15 protein-coding genes are annotated in these 18,808 nt (G+C 43.2%); 7 read left to right on the top strand and 8 right to left on the bottom strand.

All coding sequences use genetic code 11. The features are described from left to right. The first annotated feature begins 131 nt into the window (after positions 1–131). From ACFQZS_RS10995 to ACFQZS_RS10985, 3 genes are all read left to right on the top strand, one after another. A complete protein-coding gene (locus ACFQZS_RS10995) occupies positions 132–962 on the top strand; it encodes a DUF6597 domain-containing transcriptional factor (protein WP_377100137.1) in 831 nt (276 codons plus the stop codon). A gap of 64 nt (positions 963–1,026) precedes the next feature. Next, a complete protein-coding gene (locus ACFQZS_RS10990; protein ID WP_377100135.1) occupies positions 1,027–1,446 on the top strand; it encodes a DUF6223 family protein in 420 nt (139 codons plus the stop codon). Next, positions 1,433–1,834, top strand: a complete 402-nt coding sequence (locus tag ACFQZS_RS10985) for a VOC family protein (RefSeq protein WP_377100133.1) — start codon at positions 1,433–1,435, stop codon at positions 1,832–1,834. The genes ACFQZS_RS10990 and ACFQZS_RS10985 overlap by 14 nt, the downstream gene beginning before the upstream one ends. A gap of 220 nt (positions 1,835–2,054) precedes the next feature. Here ACFQZS_RS10985 and ACFQZS_RS10980 read toward each other — a convergent pair whose 3' ends face one another. After that, positions 2,055–3,893: a UbiD family decarboxylase gene (locus tag ACFQZS_RS10980; RefSeq protein ID WP_377100132.1), complete on the bottom strand. Its 1,839-nt coding sequence runs from the start codon at positions 3,891–3,893 to the stop codon at positions 2,055–2,057. Positions 3,894–3,926: 33 nt separating this feature from the next. Further along, a complete protein-coding gene (locus ACFQZS_RS10975) occupies positions 3,927–6,416 on the bottom strand; it encodes an outer membrane beta-barrel protein (protein ID WP_377100130.1) in 2,490 nt (829 codons plus the stop codon). A 179-nt stretch (positions 6,417–6,595) separates the two neighbouring features. Here ACFQZS_RS10975 and ACFQZS_RS10970 point away from each other — a divergent pair, with 179 nt between their 5' ends. The 3 genes from ACFQZS_RS10970 to purU all read left to right on the top strand — a co-directional run bounded on the left by ACFQZS_RS10970 (position 6,596) and on the right by purU (position 10,373). Further along, a complete protein-coding gene (locus ACFQZS_RS10970; RefSeq protein ID WP_377100128.1) occupies positions 6,596–7,882 on the top strand; it encodes a serine aminopeptidase domain-containing protein in 1,287 nt (428 codons plus the stop codon). Positions 7,883–7,972: 90 nt separating this feature from the next. Beyond that, entirely contained in the window at positions 7,973–9,451 is a 1,479-nt protein-coding gene (locus ACFQZS_RS10965; RefSeq protein ID WP_377100126.1) for a hypothetical protein, read from the top strand. Between the two features lie 94 nt (positions 9,452–9,545). Next, positions 9,546–10,373: a formyltetrahydrofolate deformylase gene (purU, locus tag ACFQZS_RS10960; protein ID WP_377100124.1), complete on the top strand. Its 828-nt coding sequence runs from the start codon at positions 9,546–9,548 to the stop codon at positions 10,371–10,373. Positions 10,374–10,535: 162 nt separating this feature from the next. Here the strand turns inward: purU and ACFQZS_RS10955 are convergent, their stop codons facing one another. From ACFQZS_RS10955 to ACFQZS_RS10930, 6 genes are all read right to left on the bottom strand, one after another. Beyond that, positions 10,536–10,883, bottom strand: coding sequence for an MmcQ/YjbR family DNA-binding protein (locus tag ACFQZS_RS10955; protein WP_377100123.1), 348 nt, complete (start codon positions 10,881–10,883; stop codon positions 10,536–10,538). A gap of 56 nt (positions 10,884–10,939) precedes the next feature. After that, positions 10,940–11,569, bottom strand: a complete 630-nt coding sequence (locus tag ACFQZS_RS10950; RefSeq protein WP_377100121.1) for a DNA-3-methyladenine glycosylase family protein — start codon at positions 11,567–11,569, stop codon at positions 10,940–10,942. Between the two features lie 199 nt (positions 11,570–11,768). Beyond that, a complete protein-coding gene (bshA, locus tag ACFQZS_RS10945) occupies positions 11,769–12,911 on the bottom strand; it encodes an N-acetyl-alpha-D-glucosaminyl L-malate synthase BshA (protein WP_377100119.1) in 1,143 nt (380 codons plus the stop codon). A gap of 97 nt (positions 12,912–13,008) precedes the next feature. Then, on the bottom strand, positions 13,009–14,826 hold the full coding sequence (locus tag ACFQZS_RS10940) for a serine hydrolase domain-containing protein (RefSeq protein ID WP_377100117.1): 1,818 nt from the start codon (positions 14,824–14,826) through the stop codon (positions 13,009–13,011). Next, complete coding sequence (locus ACFQZS_RS10935) at positions 14,813–16,444, bottom strand: amidohydrolase (RefSeq protein WP_377100115.1); 1,632 nt, start codon at positions 16,442–16,444, stop codon at positions 14,813–14,815. Before ACFQZS_RS10935 ends, ACFQZS_RS10940 begins: the two co-directional genes overlap by 14 nt. An 88-nt stretch (positions 16,445–16,532) precedes the next feature. Then, positions 16,533–16,841, bottom strand: coding sequence for a hypothetical protein (locus ACFQZS_RS10930; RefSeq protein WP_377100113.1), 309 nt, complete (start codon positions 16,839–16,841; stop codon positions 16,533–16,535). 94 nt (positions 16,842–16,935) lie between these two features. On the opposite strand from ACFQZS_RS10930, the gene mutL reads away from it, so the two are divergent. Then, a complete protein-coding gene (mutL, locus tag ACFQZS_RS10925; RefSeq protein WP_377100111.1) occupies positions 16,936–18,792 on the top strand; it encodes a DNA mismatch repair endonuclease MutL in 1,857 nt (618 codons plus the stop codon). Positions 18,793–18,808: the final 16 nt, after the last annotated feature.

Genomic DNA, 18,808 nt, shown 5'->3' with positions numbered 1-18,808 from the left:
GACACTAACATCCGCGCTCTGCCTATTGCAGCATTCAGCGTATAACAGTCAATCAGGTAACATATAATTTTGTATTTTTAATTCATGGGATGTAATTATACATTTCATAAAGGGAATATTATTATCGTTTGATGTCAAGCTTAATAACCGATTATGGAATGATAAAACCAACGTCGCATTTGTCAGACTATGTGCGGTTCTTTTGGTTCACGGAGGGAGTTGCTTCTGTAAACGCGCCATTTGTTCACAATGCTTTCGCTTACCCTTCGCCCGAATTTATTTTTTGTTACAAGGGACAGTTTAAATACAATGTTGCCCGTAGCGCCGAAAAGATCCTGACTCCCGGGATATACGGGCAAACCCAAACTTACAGCAAGGTAAGCGCGCAAGGAAAGTTTGGCGTATTCGGCTTTTACTTGTACTCCCATGCATTTCCGCAATTATTCGGTATACCAGCAAACGAGCTGACCGACCAAACTGCCGATATCCGTAGCATTTGCGGAAAGGCTGGCGAAGCTTTGGAAGAGCAAATAATGATGGCTGCAAATAATCAGGAACGGATAAAGTTGGTATGCAATTTTTTGGCATCACGCCTAAAAAATGCCCGTATGGAATACACTTCGTTGTTGTGTACGATAAATTTGATGTCAGATCGCAATAATTTAAAGAGTGTTAAAGCCTTTGCCCAAAATAGCTACTTATCGCTAAGGCAATTTGAAAGAAAATTCAAAGAGTTTTCAGGCTTCAGCCCCAAACTATTTTTAAGAATTACCCGGTTTAATTCTTTATTGGACACTTCCTTTTGCGATAAGCCCCTCGGCAAAATTGCCTTTGAACATGGCTATTATGACCAATCGCATTTTATACATGACTTTCAACAATTTTCGGGCTATAATCCCAAGGAATATTTTAGACCCGGTACCATTGCCGCAAGCGACAGAGGAACCGTGGAATTAAAATAAGACGTCGTTTTTTTCCAATTTTATAGATCAATTATGGTGTTGTTTTGTCAATAAATTTAATTTTATGAGCAAGCATTTTAAATGGCTTTTATTGGTTTGCCTGGTTACAGCATCTGTATTAATAGTATGTCCGGCTATGAGTTCAACCAACAGCAATACCGCATATGTATCCGGCGTTACTGCCGGGCGCGCAAGATCACTCATCGGCGTTTTTTTAGGCCTGGTTTGTCTTTTTTTGGCATGGCGGGCTAAAATCGGCTCGAATAAGGGTAATAGTAACGTTCGTGCTACGGCAACATCCGCGCTGGCACTTGGGGCTATTGGCCTGGTGTTAAGCATACTGCACTTTATCATTACGGCGGGGGCAGTTTTTGGATCAGGCAGCGGCAAAGCCGGAGCTATTGTTGCTACAATATTCTGTTTAGTTGGCATGATATTAAGCGCCAGAGTTTTAAAAAAGAATAACGAAAATGGGAAATATTAGCAATGAAATACCCACCCGGGTGGATGTACGCTACATGGTAAAAAATGTTGACGAGTCGGTTGCTTTTTATACCGGATATTTAGGCTTTACGTTGCTTAACAATTTTGCTCCCGCCTTTGCCGATGTAGCGCTTGGCAATTTGCGTTTATTGTTAAGCGGACCAACCAGTTCTGCCGGAAGAGCAATGCCTGATGGAACCACGCCTGTTCCGGGCGGATGGAACCGTTTTCAAATAATCGTTTCAGACATTAATGCTGAAGTGCAAAAGCTAAAAGGAAAGGGACTAAATTTTCGCAACGAAATAATAACGGGTCCTGGCGGATCGCAGATTTTATTGATGGATCCATCAGGTAATTTTATAGAGTTGTTTGAACCGGCCCGGGTGTAAACTCTTAGGACGGGTCGGCTTTATGTGGGACAAAAAAAGTATAATTTTCATTTAATTGACAATCAATCATTTACCTCAATTACACAGCTAATTTTCCTGACGAATAAGTTGTCTCACTTTGTCCCATAAAAAAAATCAAACCACTCACAGTCAAATAATTACAGAAAATTCTGTCCCACGCTGTCTCACTTTGTCCCACACACGCGTGGGACAAAAATGGCTAAATTACGCCGTGTAACTCACCGCCGGGCTCGCCCATTTTATCCACCAGTTTCTCCACCTCGGGGTCTTTCAGCAACACCGGCGCATGGTGCGGTTTTATGCGCGCGTCAATTATCATCGGGCCATAGCAGCCCCAATGCTTGTGCTCAACAAACTCGTTTATCCCATAAATATCATGCGATGGGTTGCTGCGGGTAAAGGTTACCCATACAAAGTTGTTGATGTTGGCAGCGGTAAAGGCGGCATCATCGCAAAGTACAATAAGCGGCAGGCCACTCAGGTCAGTTTCGCCCAGGTGTTCCTGCAGTATCTCCAGCATCAGCGGCATATCGCTGGTACGTATATTGGCCGGAACCTCCAGCGCCAGTACACCCGGCATTACCATTTGGCTGTTAACAAAGGGAGGTGGCAGGGTAAAACCGGCGGGCATTTGGGCCCACAGTTCACGCTTAACATCACCGGCAACGGTAACAGCCACCTTACTGCCTGCGTTTAGGCCGCTACCGCTGTAGTCCAGGGTATCAATGGTGGTTTTGGTATAAAAGTGCAGGTCGCGGGTGAGGTCAACGCGCTGCAGTATGTGGGTTAAAAACGCGGCAATATGGTGCACATCCAATTCAGGGTCGTCCTCGTGCGCGGCAATGAACAGGTACTTAGCCAGGCTTAACTGGTTCTTGCCTAATATATGATTGGCAATGGTCAAGATCTCCTGGGGACGGCGCTCTTTAAGGTAAGGCGTATACCGTTCGCTGCCTATAGCAAACAAAAGCGGGTGTACGCCTGCTGCATCAACCGCGTTTACTGCTTTTAAGCCCGGTATCTCCTGCGGCAGCGCCGAGCCGGCAATCTCATGTATCAAAGCCCCAAAGCTGGTATCTTCCTGCGGCGGGCGCCCCACTACAGTAAAGGACCATACGGCATCCTTGCGATGATACACATTGTGCACCTTCATTAACGGAAAAGGATGTGTAAGGCTGTAATATCCCAGGTGATCGCCAAAGGGACCCTCGGGTTTATTCTGGTGCGGCATCACTGTGCCGGTTATCACAAAGTCGGCATCTGCAGAGATACAAAAACCTTCATCATCATACAAATACCTGAAACGGCGGTTACCCAGCGCCCCGGCAAAAGTCATTTCTGACAGGCCCTCGGGCAGGGGCATAACCGCCGCTACCGGATGCGATGCCGGGCCACCTATAAATATGCTCACTTTTAGCGGCAGCCCTTTCGCATTCGCCTTGGTTTGATGTACCCCTATACCCCTGTGCAGCTGATAGTGTAAGCCAATTTCTTCATTCAATATATAATCATTACCGGCCAGTTGAATACGGTACATACCCAGATTGGCGTTCATAACGCCGGGCTTATCAATATCTTCTGTATACACTTGCGGCATGGTAACAAAAGGGCCGCCATCTTTTGGCCAGTTCAATATTTGCGGCAGATCGCTGATGCGGCAACGTTCAAAGTTATTGAGGTAGCTTTTGTTTAGTTTTTTTGGCAGGGCCGATAAAGCCGTTAAAGCTACATTAGCATTTTGCAGGGGATGCTTAATAGCATTGATAGGGTCGTTTTTTAGTTCTACCAGCTTTTTAACTTTATCTAGCGAATCGCGGAAGATAAACTTTGATCGCTCAAGGGTGCCAAACAGATTGGATACCGCGGGGAACTTACTACCCTTCAGCTTCTCAAACAAAATAGCCGGCCCGCCATTTTGGTACACTCTAAGGTGTATGGCGGCCATTTGCAAATGCGGATCAACTTCCTGCTTTATGCGGACGAGATGACCATTTTTTTCCAGATCGGCTATACATGCCTGTAAACTTGGGTAACCCATATCAAATTATATGCGGCAAATGTACAAATTGGTTCAATTGGTTGAACCTGCCACGCTTCCGGTTCTGCGCTGTTCGTCCTCATTGCCCAGCTTGTGCGTATTGGCATTTTTAAGCTGCCTGTTACCAAAACGGTAACTAAAGCCAAAATTAATAACGCGCCCTTCCTCCCGGTTTATTATTGATAGGTTAATGTTTTGATAATTGGTGTATGCACGGTCGCGCAGGGTTCTGAAAAGATCCATTGCACTTAACCTGAAGGTGCCCTGGTTTTTGAATACTGTTTTGCTGATGCCTGCGTCAAATCTGCTATTTGCCTTAAATCGGCTGAATCCGTAAAACGTAGGAGACTCATACCAAATATTTAAGTTGGCAGCAAAACCACTACCTATTTTGAAGCTATGATTATTAAATACAATTACGTCTTGCGTTCCTTTATTCAGACTTCCATTCTGGGGGTAAGCCTGTATACGCTGATAAGAAGCATCAACAGAAAGCGTAGCGGTCCACCATGAGGTGAATTGTAAGGGGGTAAAAAACTTGATACCATAAGCGGCCATTCTTCCAAAGTTCTTCTTGGTGGTAATATTCACTTTACTCTCACTATTCTGCTCATAGGCGGTAAAATTGTAAAAGTTATCGGTAACCGTAGCATACAAACTGGTTACAATTGTAGACTTGTAGCTATGCGCTAACTCAACAGTGTTGGTGTAGGATGGCAACAATTGCGGGTTACCGGCGCGATAGTCATATAGATCAACATAGTACAGGAAAGGATTTATTTCTTCATACAAGGGCCTGTAAATACTTCGGTTAAAACTAAGCGTAAAGTAATTTTTAGCGTTGTGGTTGTATTGCAGCTGCACCTGCGGAAAAAAGTCGACGTAATTTTTTTCAAAACTGATCCTGTCGCTTGCCGAACTACCGTGCGCTATTGTTTGCTCAACCCGCAATCCCCCGTTTATTTTCCATTTGCCCGTGGAGGACGACAAATTCGCGTAAGCGGCATTAACATTTTCTGTATAAATAAAATTACTGCTAAAGTTAGGGTCTACCGTATAAACACCATTACGCTTTGGGCCAAATATCAGGTCGTTATCACTACGCACCCGGCTATACTTTAAGCCTGTTTCAAACCGCGTATTTTTTGATAGTGGTTTTAGGTAATCTGCCTTAGCAGCCCAGATATTGATCATGGCGGGCGAAAGATTTTGCTGCCACAAAGCAGGCCGGTAAACTTCGCCGGACGCTTTGGTAAAGCTATTGCTGATATATTCGTCTGACCGCCTATCAAAGTGATTGTAACTTACATATCCTGAAAGCGTTTGCCCAAGCGTGTCAAGTTTACCACTATAGTTAGCTTCGTAATTAAGGGTAGCCAGGTTACGTTTCAGGCTGGCCATAGTAACAATGGTTGAATCAAACCGGCCACTATTGGAAATGCGCAGTTCGTTATCTTTTAAGTAATCACTGTTGTTGATCGTTCCGCTAACTAAAAAACCAAGGGTATGGTTGGGAGACAGAAAAAAGTCTGAACCCAGTCGGAAACTGTGGTTAAAACTTTCCCGGGTAGTGTAGTAGCGCGAATCATAGTTACTTGTAGTTCCCTGGTAATCAATTACCCTATCGGTAGTAAAAGTTTTAAAGGTTTTGTTGGCCACATAATTGTAATTGCCAAAAATATTGACATTGCCCATGCGGTTATTAAATGTAATACCTGTGTTAGCTTTATAAAACTTACCGTATCCCCCACCTATAGAAAAAGTTCCGTTTGTACCGGCATTACTACCTTTTTTTAACATGATATTGATCACCCCTGCGCCACCGGCTTCATACCGTGCAGACGGATTGCTCAACAGTTCAATTTGCTGCACGTTGCTGCTTTGCATACTTTCTAACAAGGCTGTCAGGTTTTCGCCGCTTACGTTGAGCGGCTTCCCGTCAACCAATATCATAGCATTTTGCCTGCCTATAATACTTAAACTGCCCTGACTGCCCGCCTGCACGCCGGGTGCCTGGCGAAGCAGATCGTAAACGGATACGCCTTCAGCAACAATACTGTTCTGAACGTTAAGTACCACACGTCCCGGCCTTGTTTCTACATAAGCTTTCCTTGCGGTTATTGATACTTCTTTTAGTACGGGAACAGATTTTATAAGTGAGATATCCCTGACATTGATATCACCTTCCTGGGCAACTGTGTAGGGCCCTGAAATTGATTGATTATAGCCTATCTGCGAAGCCAGGATGAGGTAAACGCCCGGGTTAACAACAAAATTATATGCTCCCTGCTCGTCGCTGGCGGTTGAGGTGACGATGGATGAATCTGCCGCTAATAAAATAACTGTTGATGCTTCCGCAAGTACTTTGTTCTCAATAAAAACCCTGCCCTTTATAACCGGTGTTTTGTTTTGAGCATAACATTGCGCAACAAAAACAAACGTTACAATAACAAGCGCGGCTATTTTAACAGCGCCTCTTATTCCACAATATATGTAGTAATCTATATTGAAGTTATTGAGCAATAGTAAATTTATTATTACACCTTATACGGCCTTTGCTGTTTTAATGTTGGTTAGGCTTTATTAAGATGTTGAGTAAAACACAGGTACGGGTAAAAATGCACAATGAATTTCAAATTGTATGCACTTTTTTACTAATTTTCGGCTTGAAAATAATCAGTCTTCAATTTCATCCCATATTAATGAAAAGATTTAGCATTGTTATACTAAGTATTTTTTTTCCGGCCATGTTATTTGCGCAGTCCGAGCCGGCAAAATACAAAGCAGCAGTAGCGCTTTTTGAAAAATTTTATAATCAAAACCTCCCGGATAGTATTTCTGCGCGCTTTAGCGCAGCCATGAAGGGGCAATTACCACCCGCTCAGTTTAAACAAACTACAACCCAGTTAAAAACACAATTAGGAGATTTAACCAAAGTAGAATTTTCTACTTACAGCGAACCGCTTGCCGTTTATAAAGCCACATTTAAAAACGGTGTTTTTTCATTAAACATTTCGTTAAATAACAACAACGAATTTATTGGTTTGCTATTAAGCCCCTATCAGCAGCAGGCTGCTTCAATGGCGAGTACTGATCCTGCTCTCTCAGAGTCGCCAATTTTATTGAAGACACTAAGCGGCACAATATCCGGAACGGTTGCGGTACCGGCTAATACATCAGGAAAGATGCCTGTGGTATTGATCATTCCCGGATCAGGAACTGTAGATCGCAATGGCAACAGCCCTCAGGCCAACATTAATACCAATACTTATAAGCAGATAGCAGAGTCGTTAGCTAAAAATGGCATAGCTTCTTTACGTTATGATAAACGCATGGTTGGGCAAAGTGTAGGCAATCAAAAAGAAGACAACCTGCGTTTTGACGATTATACTGATGATGCCATTGGCTTTATTAATTTACTAAAAGCCGATAGCCGCTTTTCAAAGGTTATAGTACTGGGCCATAGCGAGGGTTCGCTGGTGGGTATACTGGCCAGCGGATCAAGCGAAGGAAATGTTAACGCGTTTATTTCGGTAGCCGGTGCCGGCGAGCCAGGCGAGAAGGTATTAAAGGAGCAAATGAAATCACAGCCATCATACCTGTCGGACGGATTGAATAAAATTATGGATTCGCTAAAGATGGGCAGGCCTCAAAAAAAGGTTGACCCGCAGCTATATTTTATTATCCGCCCCAGCATACAGCTGTTTTTAATGAGCTGGTGCCGTTTTGACCCGCAAAGAGAGATAAAAAAGTTGAAGATCCCCACCCTTATAGTTCAAGGCACTACTGATCTGCAGATAAATGTATCAAACGCGGAGAAACTAAAAACCAAGAATGCTACATTGGCCATAATACCCGGCATGAACCATGTTTTAAAAGAAGCGCCCGAAGACAGGCAGCAAAACCTGGCTACCTATAATAAACCCGACCTGCCCTTAAAGCCCGAGTTTGTTACCAGTGTAGTAGGGTTTATTAAGGGATTAAAATAGCAATTGTTTATGTTAATAATTTAAAAGCCGATGCTTAATAAATACTTCGGCTTTTATTATTTTCACTTATAAAACCACCGTAACCTTATCATGAAACTTCTATTTTTCTTCTCAGCGTTTTTGATCTTATGTCGTCCGGCAGCTGCTCAAGATAAAGCCCCTCCTGTAGTTGAAGATTTTGCAAAAAAAATAAATAACTCAACTGCTATGGTGGTTGACGAGCATTTAAATGTTTTGGCATTACAAACAGATGATGATAAATATGATGTTGTTGGTGTGGATGACAAAATGCAGCAGGTGTGGAAAATACCGGTAGCCGGCGATAATCTGTGGATGAAGAAATTCAAAAGCAAAATATTGGTGCTTACATCGCTCGCTAATAAATCAAGAGCCGCAGGCGATATAAATTATACCGCATACGTGGTAGATCCCGCTACGGGAAAGATAACCACCAGCAAGGTGGTGTATCATGCAACAAGTGAATTTGTACAGCAGCCCCAGCTATTTACTGGCGATGGTGATTTCTTTAAACTTGCGGTAAGAACCACAACGCGAAAAGAAAACATCGGCATGTTTGCTGAAATGTTCAAGTCGGGTAGCGCCATTGCTAACGAGTGGAACCAAACAGCCGATCTGAGGATCATTTCATACACCGAAAAGCTGGACACTATAAACACGCTTAGGCCGGTTTTAACAAACGGTATATTTCTATCGCTTACTGTAAGTAAAAACCAGGACGTGTTTATTGGTTGGTTTAACGGCCCAAGTATGGAAATTTATAAATATGATGCCGGACAAACCAAACCTTCAAATTTTCTGGCCGTGCCTGTAGATTTCAAACCCGGACGAAACAGTATTGTTGCCAACAGCTTGTTTTTAAGGCCATCCGAAAACAAGAACATACTTAATTTTGGCCTCATCTATAGCAATGAAAAGGGTTTTAATGAACTGGGGATTGGCAGATTAAATTTTTCCACCAATCAAAAAAACTTTGTTACGCAAGCTTTTGATAAGGCGAATTTAAATGCCTGGAAGAAAAACTTTCAACCTTTAAATAAAGACCTTGACGATGTTGACTTTGGGCTTGCCGGAGGGATGACTATTCAGTATTTAGAAGAAGTAAACGGAAAGATAGTTGTGGCAGCTGCACCTAATTGGCATCAAACCTCCAGGTATGGAACTATTTACGCAACCAGCTCAATGGTTTTGAATGGCTATGATGAAAATTTAAACCTTAAATTTAGTCAGGTGTTGCCAACCAACGCATTTCATGGCGTTGATAACCCCACCATCTCCTTCCATGTTAGAAAAAATGAGTTGAATATATTGGCCAATACCAAAAATGGCATAGCCTCAAATGCCTGTGCTTACGCCGTGCTAGACCTCAATACAGGTAAGTGGGCAAAAATGTATAAATTATCAAAGAAAAAAATAGCCGCCCTGGCTTATTCAAAAGGCTCATCTGTACTTTGGTTTGGCGATAGATTCGTTCTTCCATATTTTAGCCTGGCGCTTTACAGTGCCACAAAGAATAGCGTTACCTTGCAAACAAATTTATACCAGGATTAAGCACATGGTGCCGCGTCAAAAGTAAGCGCCAGGCTTGTTATAAAATTACTGGCTTAGTTTATACCTTAGCGCTGTGTATTTGTAACAGTTTATTATGATAATTGTAATTCAATGCGCCGACCAGGTTGGGTTGGTGGCAGCCATATCTTCGGTAGTATCAAAACAGCAACTCAACATTATATCCATGCGCGAGTATGTTGATAAAGCTGAGAACCTGTTTTTTATGCGGCTGGAGGTGGAGGAGATCATTGATCCCATACAACTGGAGCATCAATTAAAATCCGTACTTCCTACGGATGCTACTATTCATATCAACCCCATCCCCCATAAAAAAATAGCGGTATTGGTTACCAAAGAATACCATTGCCTTGCCGATATACTGATACGTAATTTCTTTAACACGCTGGGCGCTACCGTGCAATGTGTTATAGGCAATCATGATGATCTGCGCGATGTTTGCGAAAGGTTTGGTATACAGTTTTACCACGTCTCGCACGAAGAAAAGAGCAAGGATGAATTTGAAAAGCAAATAGAGGCATTGATACAACCTTACGCACCCGATTACCTGGTGCTGGCCAAATTTATGCGCATCTTATCGCCCGCCTTTGTGGCTGAATACCCTATGCGGGTAATTAATATCCACCACTCCTTTTTGCCTGCGTTTATAGGTGCCAACCCCTACCGTAAGGCCTATGAGCGCGGTGTAAAACTAATTGGCGCTACCGCTCACTTTGTATCTAATGAACTGGATGAAGGCCCTATCATCGCGCAGCAAACTATCCCGGTTAACCACTCTTTTACAGTACCCGATATGGTAAACGCCGGAAAAGAAATAGAAACCTCTGTTTTAGCCAGAGCGCTTAAACTGGTGTTTGAGGACCGCGTTTTTGTTTATAATAATAAAACGGTGGTGTTTGAGTGAGATAGAATCAAGAGTCTTAAACAGCCTCCTCTGTCATTCTGAGCGTAGCGAAGAATCTTGTAAAACTGATAGGTGACGCGGGGACAGGCCGCAAGATTGGCAAGCGTATAAGATCCTTTGCTATCGCTCAGGATGACAAACCCTTCTTTCGAACATCTTACATTACAACCCTAACTCTTTCTTAAGCTTTGCTGGTAGTTTTGCGGCTATCAGTTTGTATGATTGTTTGATATAGTGTTCCCAATCTTTCTTATTTAAACTTGAAATATCTTTAGCCAGCACCCATTTATATCTGGCAACATAAGGCTGTGGTTCCAGGCCGTCTTTGGCTATTATTTCTTCAAAATCTTCGGCAAGTACTTTAAATGATGCTGATGGCGGTACACCATCAGGGTGGGTAAACAGAAAGGTTTTTCCGCCTATGTTAAAGCACAGGTGATCGTCAAATTTTATATCCTGCGTTACGCCGGGAAGTGAGTAGCAGATCTCTTGAAGGGTTTCTATGGTCATAGCCGTTAATTATAGCTACATATAAATGCGCTTCGCTTATTTACAAAGATACAATACTAAGCCTTTCGCGGGGCAGACAAGTAATAATGCCACAGCATCATAGTAGCTACGGTACGGAAAGGAGACCATTGTGCTGCCACATTAACCAGCTCATCTCGCGATGCTTGTGCCGGCAAGCCTTTTACCCGCTTTAAAGCGTTAACAGCTGCCAAATCGCCAACCGGAAACAGATCTGCACGCTGTAATACAAACATCAGGTAAACATCAACCGTCCAGTTACCTATGCCTTTTAATGATGTTAAGCTCACTCTTATTTCATTATCAGGCAGGGCCTCAAAAGCATCAAGATCTATCTGTCCGCTTACAATAGTTTCTGCCAAATATTTAATATAAGCTGTTTTTTGCCTGCTGCAATAGCAGGCCCTAAACTCCTCATCTGTAAGCAGCAAAACCCGTGCGGGTGTTATTTGCTGTACATAGTCGCGCAGTTTATTTAAGGCCGATAACGCCGAAGCAAGCGATACCTGCTGCTCCAGGATAATATGCACTAATGATTCAAATGTATTGGGGCGGCTCCACATAGGCGGGTAGCCGTAAGTTTGAATGATATGCTTTAACTGAGCATCTTTTTGCGCAAGTTCTTCGCAGATTGCTTTATAGTTGGATGAGTTAAAAGTGTGGATCATCTTGGTAAAAAGCAGATGATTATTAGTGCGCAAGTGTATACAACCGCAGGTTGTAATTAGCGTTTTTAGCCATTTTTCAGCTTAATAAAATCATAAACAAAATAGCTAATTTATTAATTTACAGCCAATTACATATAAAGTGTATACCAACATTAACAGCGTGGTATACTGTATACGGCTACACCCCCGAAAGCATAAATTAAGCCTTTGCCGACAAGCTTTTCTCTATCACCTCAGTATAATAGTTTTCGTAAAGCGGCAATATTTTAGATAGCTCAAATTCTTTTGCACGTGCAAGCGCGGCCTCTTTAAAAGCCTCTAAACGCTCATCATTTTCTAAAATATAGATAGACTTTTCCGCCATGCCGTCAACATCTCCTACATCCTTTAAAAATCCGGTAACACCTTCCACATTTAACTCGGGCAGACCACCTGTGTTAGAGCTTATAACAGGCACTTTACAGGCCATAGCCTCTAAAGCAGCAAGGCCAAAACTCTCTGATTGCGATGGCATCAGGAACAGATCAGACACAGACAGGATCTCTTCAATAGCATCCTGCTTGCCTAAAAAGCGGGTATCTTCGCTAACGCCAAGGTCGCGGCACAACTGTTCGCAAGCAGAGCGTTCGCCGCCATCGCCTACCATCAATAGTTTTGATGGGATCTTCTCGCGGATCTTGGCAAATATGCGCACCACATCCTCTGTACGTTTTACCTTACGGAAGTTGGAGGTGTGGATAAGGATCTTCTCGCCATTTGGCGCAATAGCTTTCTTAAAGTGATCTTTAGGCTTCAGGCTGAAACGGGTAAGATCAATAAAATTGGGTATTACCTTTATATCATTCTCTATGTCAAAAAACTCAAAGGTATCTTTCTTTAAATTTTCTGATACGGCGGTCACACCGTCAGATTTATTAATAGAGAAGGTAACCACAGGTTTGTAAGTTCTGTCTTTACCCACCAGGGTGATATCAGTACCGTGTAAAGTGGTTACAACAGGTATATAAATACCATAAGTTAGCAAGATCTGCTTCGCCATAAACGCCGCCGAAGCATGCGGTATAGCATAATGCACGTGTAAAACGTCTAACTTTTCAAAACGTACCACATCAACCAACCTGCTGGCAAGCGCTACCTCATAAGGTGCATAATCAAACAAGGGGTAATTGGCTACCGATACTTCGTGATAGAACAGGTTCTCGGAAAAAAAATCTAAACGGGCTGGCTGGTTATAAGTGATAAAATGTACCTGGTGCCCGTTATCAGCCAAAGCTTTTCCCAGCTCTGTTGCAACAACGCCGCTACCGCCAAAGGTTGGATAGCAAACTATTCCGATCTTCATTTATACGTGTTTGAATGTTGATGCAAGTTTAACAGCAATTTACAACATAAGTGTTAAGCGGATGTAATATTGTTACTATCAACTAAATTAGAAAAACCTACTCCATCCCCTTCTCAATCGCCTGATAAACAACATCCTGTATGCGGGGCCTTATGCTCAGGCTGGTTAACTTGCTGCTTAGATCAGGGTAAACACGGTTAGAAAGAAACACATAAACCAGATTGTATTTCGGATCTACCCAAATGCAGGTGCCCGTAAAACCGGTATGCCCAAAAGTTTGGTCGGATGCAAATTCAGAGGGGTACTTTTTATCAGTCGCCGGGTCCCAGCGGTCAAAACCTAAACCCCGCCTGCTTACATTAGAATATTTGGCTGTAAACTGTTTTACAGTAGCGGGCTTTATATATTCTTCGCCGCCATAAGTACCGCCGTTAAGCAGCATTTGGTAAAGGGTTGCAATATCAATAGCATCGGCAAATAAGCCTGCATGCCCGGCTACACCGCCCATTAGGGCAGCGGTAGGGTCGTGCACGTAACCTTTTAGGGTAGCTTTTCTGTATTTACGGTCTACCTCTGTTGGCGGTATTCTATCGGCGCTGAAACGGTACAGCGGTAAAAATCCGGCGGTTTGCATGCCCAATGGCGCGTAAAACTGCTTTTGAGTATATTCTGCTTCATTGGTAGCTGTAATATTTTCTATTATTTGCTGTAAAACGCACATGCCAACATCGCTGTAAACATACTGCCCGCGTGTTTTTAAAGGGCCGCGCAGCATTTTGGGCCACATTACATTTTTAAAGTAGTCTTTAATAAGGTAGTACTTCTCGTTCACTTTGGTAGGATAAGCTGCAGACGAGTCAACACTATGCTCCTGCGGTTTAACAACCTCAAACGTGGGTATATCAGCAATAAAACCTGCCTGGTGGGTCAATATCTCCCAGATCTTTACATCCTTAACGGGCGTGTTCTTAGCCTCCGGCAGATAATCTGCAATAGTGGCGTTTATGTCCAGTTTACCCTCATCCACCAGTTTCATAGCCTCAATGGTTGTGGCCGATATCTTGGTCATAGAGGCAAGATCGAAAATATCAGTTACCTTGTTTTGCACTACGGGTTCATAAGTATGAAAGCCGTAGGCTTTATTAAATATCACTTTGCCATCCTTAGCTACCAGCACCACACAGCCGGGTGTAGCGTGCTGGGCAATGGCTTCGCGGGCTATTTTATCAATGTCGGCAAGGTTTTCTGTGCGGATGCCTACTTCCTCGGGAACAGTGTATTGCAAGCGGATTTGCTTTGTAGTAAAACCCATACCCGGTGTTAACTGCTGCGTGTATGCCGCTGTTAGTTTTTGGGTGATGGCAATACCGCCAAATATAGCCTGCGCCACAAAGTTTGACGATACCGGTGTTATACGTTCGGCACAAATAATGGGGCCGTTAAAGTCATTCAGATTAACCAATTGCGTACCCCTGCCAAAATACGCCACAACTATATTTTTTAACTTTTGATTGGCTTTTATAAAATCTATGATCCTGGTATTAGCAATATCGGCTTCGGTTAGCTGTACTATCAGCGTATTGTACAATTTAACATCCCGCGAAAGGTCTTCCATGCTTTTAGCGCCCAGATAATCCGTTCCGTTAAAGGTTTCTACTTTGGCGTAATTATTAAGCAGGCTATCAAAACCTGCCGCGAACGCGTTAGAGAAACGTATACTGGCCATCTTTTTTTTGGCGAGATCTTTTAGCGGGATAATATCTTTCTGATTATTGAGCAATACTGTTGAAGCTTGCACCTGGCGTTGTTCTGCCACATAAGCCTGGCCCGAATAGGGATTTTGCGCGCAGGCCGAATTAAATAATATAAACGCTGATATAATTATAGTTAAGCCGAAAGGCCTATTTTTTCTCATACACTTTCTCTCCGTTGATAAAGCTTTTTAAAACTTTTGTATAGGGCAATTGGCTGGCGCTTATGCGCATAATATCTGCGTCTAATATAACAAAATCGGCATACTTGCCGGCTTCAATACTGCCTTTCTCCTTTTCTTCAAAATTGGCTTTGGCGGCCCATATGGTCATACCCTTTAACGCTTCGTTACGTGTTATCGCATTTTCGGGCTGAAATCCGTTTTGCGGATAGCCCTTCAGATCTTTACGCACAACCGCAGCATAAAATGTATAAATAGGGTTAATATTCTCAACAGGAAAATCGGTACCCAGCGGCATCCATCCGTTTTGCTTTAAAAGCTCCTTGTAAGCATAGGCCGTTTTTAGCCGGTCTTCTCCCAAACGCCGGCCGGCCCAATACATGTCAGACGTGGCATGCGTGGGTTGCACCGAAGGAATAATACTATAATCGCCAAAGTAATGCAAATCCTCCGGCGCTATTATCTGCGCATGTTCAATACGCCAGCGTTTATCATTCTTTCCTTTTAATACCCCGGCGTAAATTTTAAGTATTACCCGGTTGGCCGAGTCGCCAATAGCATGGGTATTAAGCTGAATATCTGTTTTAGCCAGTCTTTCAGCAATCTGCTGGAAGTGCTGCGGATTGCTGAGCAAAAATCCCTTCCAATCTTTTTGATCAGCATAAGGCTGCAACAAACAAGCTCCCCGCGAGCCCAACGCGCCATCAGCGTACATCTTTATGGCCCGCACGCTAAGGCGCGGGGATTTAACTATACCGTTTTTAAAAAGGTAATTGTAGTTTTCCTGCCTGTCTGCCAGCATAATATACATGCGCATTTTCAAGTCGCCTTTTTTTTGAAGTTGGGTAATGGTGTTTACCATGGTATAGGGTAACCCGGCATCATCAACGGTTGTTAAACCTACCGCCAGGCAGTTTTGCTGCGCGCTTAATAAGGCTGCCTGCATGGCTTCCTCGTCCGCAGCGGGTATTTTACGGGTAACAATACCAACAGCATTGTCAAGCAAAACGCCGGTAAGCTTACCATTTACCACTTCTATTTCGCCACCTATTATTTTTTGCCCGGGTGATATACCTGCAATGGTTAAAGCTGCCTGATTGGCAATGGCCGCGTGCCCGTCAATCCGCGATAGTAAAACCGGTCGCATAGGAAAAAGCGAATCCAGCAATGCTTTATCCGGAAATTTTTTGCCGGGCCACAGGTTCTGATCCCAGCCGCTGCCTAAAACCCAGCCATCGGGGTTGCTGCGCGCAAATGCCTGTACAGAATCTGTAACAGTGCGCCAGCTGGAAATCCCTTTTAAATTTACCTGCTGCAAACCTAAGCCGTAATCGTAAAAATGGCTGTGCGCGTCAATAAAACCGGGGTATACAGCTTTCCCTTGCACATCTAAAACCTGGCGGGCATGGTATTCCTCTTCCAGATCGGCAGCTTTTCCTACCGCAACTATTTTGCCGCCGTTTACAACAAATGCATCAGCTACGGTAAAGGCGCTGTCAACTGTGTAAACCACGGCGTTCTTTATCAACAGGTCGGCATTAAAATCCTTCTTTTTACAGGCTGTTGCTAAAAGCAATAACAGGGGCCATAGTTTTTTCATCGCGGATGGGCTACATTTCGGTAAATATATCTATATACAAGTACCGGCAAATAAAGTTGGTTAAAAAGTAAGAAATGAGTTATTGAACTCATTTAAGCTTTTCATGCAGAAGATCAAATTTTTCTGCAATTTCCAAAAACTCATCGCCCCAGCCGTTGGAAATGGAAATTTCTTGAAAAGAGCTAGTTGGACCAAATAATATGCACAGATCGTTCAAAACCTGGTGATCGTTTAATTTTAGCTTGGCAATTTTTTCATTAAGATCGTCAGACAAATGTTGAGGAGTTGCATAACGACTCCAGACCACATCGGTTTCTTCGCTTACTTTGCTCTTTATTAGGTTCAGGAGTTCAGTAATTTTATCAAAGTACTGCGCTGAAGAATTTGAGTTATTCATAAATAGTGTGTGTAACAACAGCTACCCAAACTGTAAAGTTATGCAATCAAATAACTAATTTAGCATCGAAAAGAAATAGAGGGAAAACCATTACATGTCAGATATAATTCAGCTTTTACCGGATTCCGTTGCCAACCAGATAGCCGCCGGCGAGGTGGTGCAAAGGCCCGCATCTGCCGTAAAAGAACTGATAGAGAACGCCATTGATGCCGGTGCCGATAAAATTCAGCTAATTGTTAAGGATGCCGGAAAATCATTGATACAGGTGATTGATAACGGTTGCGGCATGAGCGGTACAGACGCGCGCATGAGTTTTGAGCGCCATGCCACATCCAAAATAAAAAAAGCTGATGATCTGTTCGCCATCCGTACCATGGGTTTCCGTGGCGAGGCGCTGGCCTCTATAGCCGCTATTGCCCAGGTTGAGCTGAAAACCCGCCGCCATGAGGATGAGTTGGGAACGCAGCTGTTTATTGAAGCATCAGAAGTTTTAAAACAGGAGGCCTGCTCCGCAACGCCCGGCACTTCCATATCCGTTAAAAACCTGTTTTATAATATCCCCGCCCGCCGTAACTTTTTAAAAAGCAACCCGGTAGAAATGCGGCATATTATTGACGAGTTTCAGCGTGTGGCCCTGGCGCATCCCGAAGTATTCTTTACTCTGCACCATGATGGGCAGGAGGTTTACCACTTACCCGCCGTTACGTTAAAGCAGCGCATTGTACACCTGTTAGGAAATAATTACAACCAGCGTTTGGTGCCTGTTGAGGAAGATACCACCATTATAAAACTGAACGGCTTTGTAGGCAAACCCGAATTTGCCCGCAAAACCCGCGGCGAACAGTTCTTTTTTGTAAACAACCGCTTTATAAAGGATGCTTACCTTAACCATGCTGTTTTAACTGCTTTTGAGGAGTTATTGCCTGATGAGTCTTTCCCGTTGTATGTTTTGTTTATTGATATTGATCCTTCAAAAATTGATATCAACGTACACCCAACCAAAACAGAAATAAAATACCAGGACGAGAAAGCTATTTATGCCATTATCCGCTCGGCAGTTAAGCGCTCATTGGGGCGCTATAATATTACGCCAAGTTTAGATTTTGACCAGGAGAACAGTATTGAGCATTTGATAACCCCCAAACCTTTTGAGGAGATAATAGCACCCTCTATTAAGTTTGACCCTAACTTTAACCCCTTTGTTGAAAGAAGTACAGAGCGGCCATTAACCTCTCCATCTTATCAACGCGATACCCATCGCAGTGCATCTATTCCGCAAAATTGGGATACTTTGTACGAGATAAGTAAACGCGATACATCCACACAGCAGGAAATACATATAGAAAAAACCATAGCCGTTGATGAGCAGGAAGTAAGCAAAACCAGCGAGCGTCAGTTTTTCCAGATCCATAACCGGTTTATTATATCGCCTATCAAATCGGGCTTTATGCTGATAGACCAGCAGGCCGCACACGAGCGAATTTTATATGAACGTTTTTTGCAGCAGTTGCAAAACCATTCGGGTGTTAGTCAGCAAAGCCTGTTTCCGCAATCGCTTACACTAAACGGTGCCGATTTTGAGTTATTGAAAGAGCTTTTGCCGGATATTCGCGCACTTGGTTTTGACATACGCGAGTTTGGTAAAAACACCGTTGTGGTTGAAGGTGTACCTGCCGATTTAAACAATGCCGATGGGCACCAACTGCTGGAACATTTATTAGAAGGTTTTAAAAACAACCTGAGTATTTTAAAGTTGGATAAACGGGATAACCTGGCACGGGCGCTGGCGCGTAACGCGGCCATAAAAGCAGGTACTAAGCTATCGTTAGAAGAGATGAATTTAATGACAGACCAATTATTTGCCTGCCAATTACCTAACATTGCCCTTAACAGTAAGCCTGTTATTAGTACTTTTACCTTAACTGAATTATTAGAGCGGTTTGAAAAATAACCGCATTTTATATTAA

This window comes from Mucilaginibacter calamicampi, assembly GCF_042676765.1.
GTDB classification, from domain to species: Bacteria; Bacteroidota; Bacteroidia; order Sphingobacteriales; family Sphingobacteriaceae; genus Mucilaginibacter; species Mucilaginibacter calamicampi.
Note: the sequence above shows the minus strand (reverse complement) of the source record. Positions and strands in the feature narration are given on the sequence as shown.

What these genes read in the sequence shown, in the direction of transcription:
- purU (WP_377100124.1), top strand. Translation starts at nt 9,546, where the DNA reads ATGATAATTGTAATTCAATGCGCCGACCAGGTTGGGTTGGTGGCAGCC.
- ACFQZS_RS10990 (WP_377100135.1), top strand. Translation starts at nt 1,027, where the DNA reads ATGAGCAAGCATTTTAAATGGCTTTTATTGGTTTGCCTGGTTACAGCA.
- ACFQZS_RS10950 (WP_377100121.1), bottom strand. Translation starts at nt 11,569, where the DNA reads ATGATCCACACTTTTAACTCATCCAACTATAAAGCAATCTGCGAAGAA.
- ACFQZS_RS10995 (WP_377100137.1), top strand. Translation starts at nt 132, where the DNA reads ATGTCAAGCTTAATAACCGATTATGGAATGATAAAACCAACGTCGCAT.
- ACFQZS_RS10970 (WP_377100128.1), top strand. Translation starts at nt 6,596, where the DNA reads ATGAAAAGATTTAGCATTGTTATACTAAGTATTTTTTTTCCGGCCATG.
- bshA (WP_377100119.1), bottom strand. Translation starts at nt 12,911, where the DNA reads ATGAAGATCGGAATAGTTTGCTATCCAACCTTTGGCGGTAGCGGCGTT.
- ACFQZS_RS10985 (WP_377100133.1), top strand. Translation starts at nt 1,433, where the DNA reads ATGGGAAATATTAGCAATGAAATACCCACCCGGGTGGATGTACGCTAC.
- ACFQZS_RS10935 (WP_377100115.1), bottom strand. Translation starts at nt 16,444, where the DNA reads ATGAAAAAACTATGGCCCCTGTTATTGCTTTTAGCAACAGCCTGTAAA.
- ACFQZS_RS10980 (WP_377100132.1), bottom strand. Translation starts at nt 3,893, where the DNA reads ATGGGTTACCCAAGTTTACAGGCATGTATAGCCGATCTGGAAAAAAAT.
- ACFQZS_RS10965 (WP_377100126.1), top strand. Translation starts at nt 7,973, where the DNA reads ATGAAACTTCTATTTTTCTTCTCAGCGTTTTTGATCTTATGTCGTCCG.
- ACFQZS_RS10930 (WP_377100113.1), bottom strand. Translation starts at nt 16,841, where the DNA reads ATGAATAACTCAAATTCTTCAGCGCAGTACTTTGATAAAATTACTGAA.
- ACFQZS_RS10940 (WP_377100117.1), bottom strand. Translation starts at nt 14,826, where the DNA reads ATGAGAAAAAATAGGCCTTTCGGCTTAACTATAATTATATCAGCGTTT.
- mutL (WP_377100111.1), top strand. Translation starts at nt 16,936, where the DNA reads ATGTCAGATATAATTCAGCTTTTACCGGATTCCGTTGCCAACCAGATA.
- ACFQZS_RS10955 (WP_377100123.1), bottom strand. Translation starts at nt 10,883, where the DNA reads ATGACCATAGAAACCCTTCAAGAGATCTGCTACTCACTTCCCGGCGTA.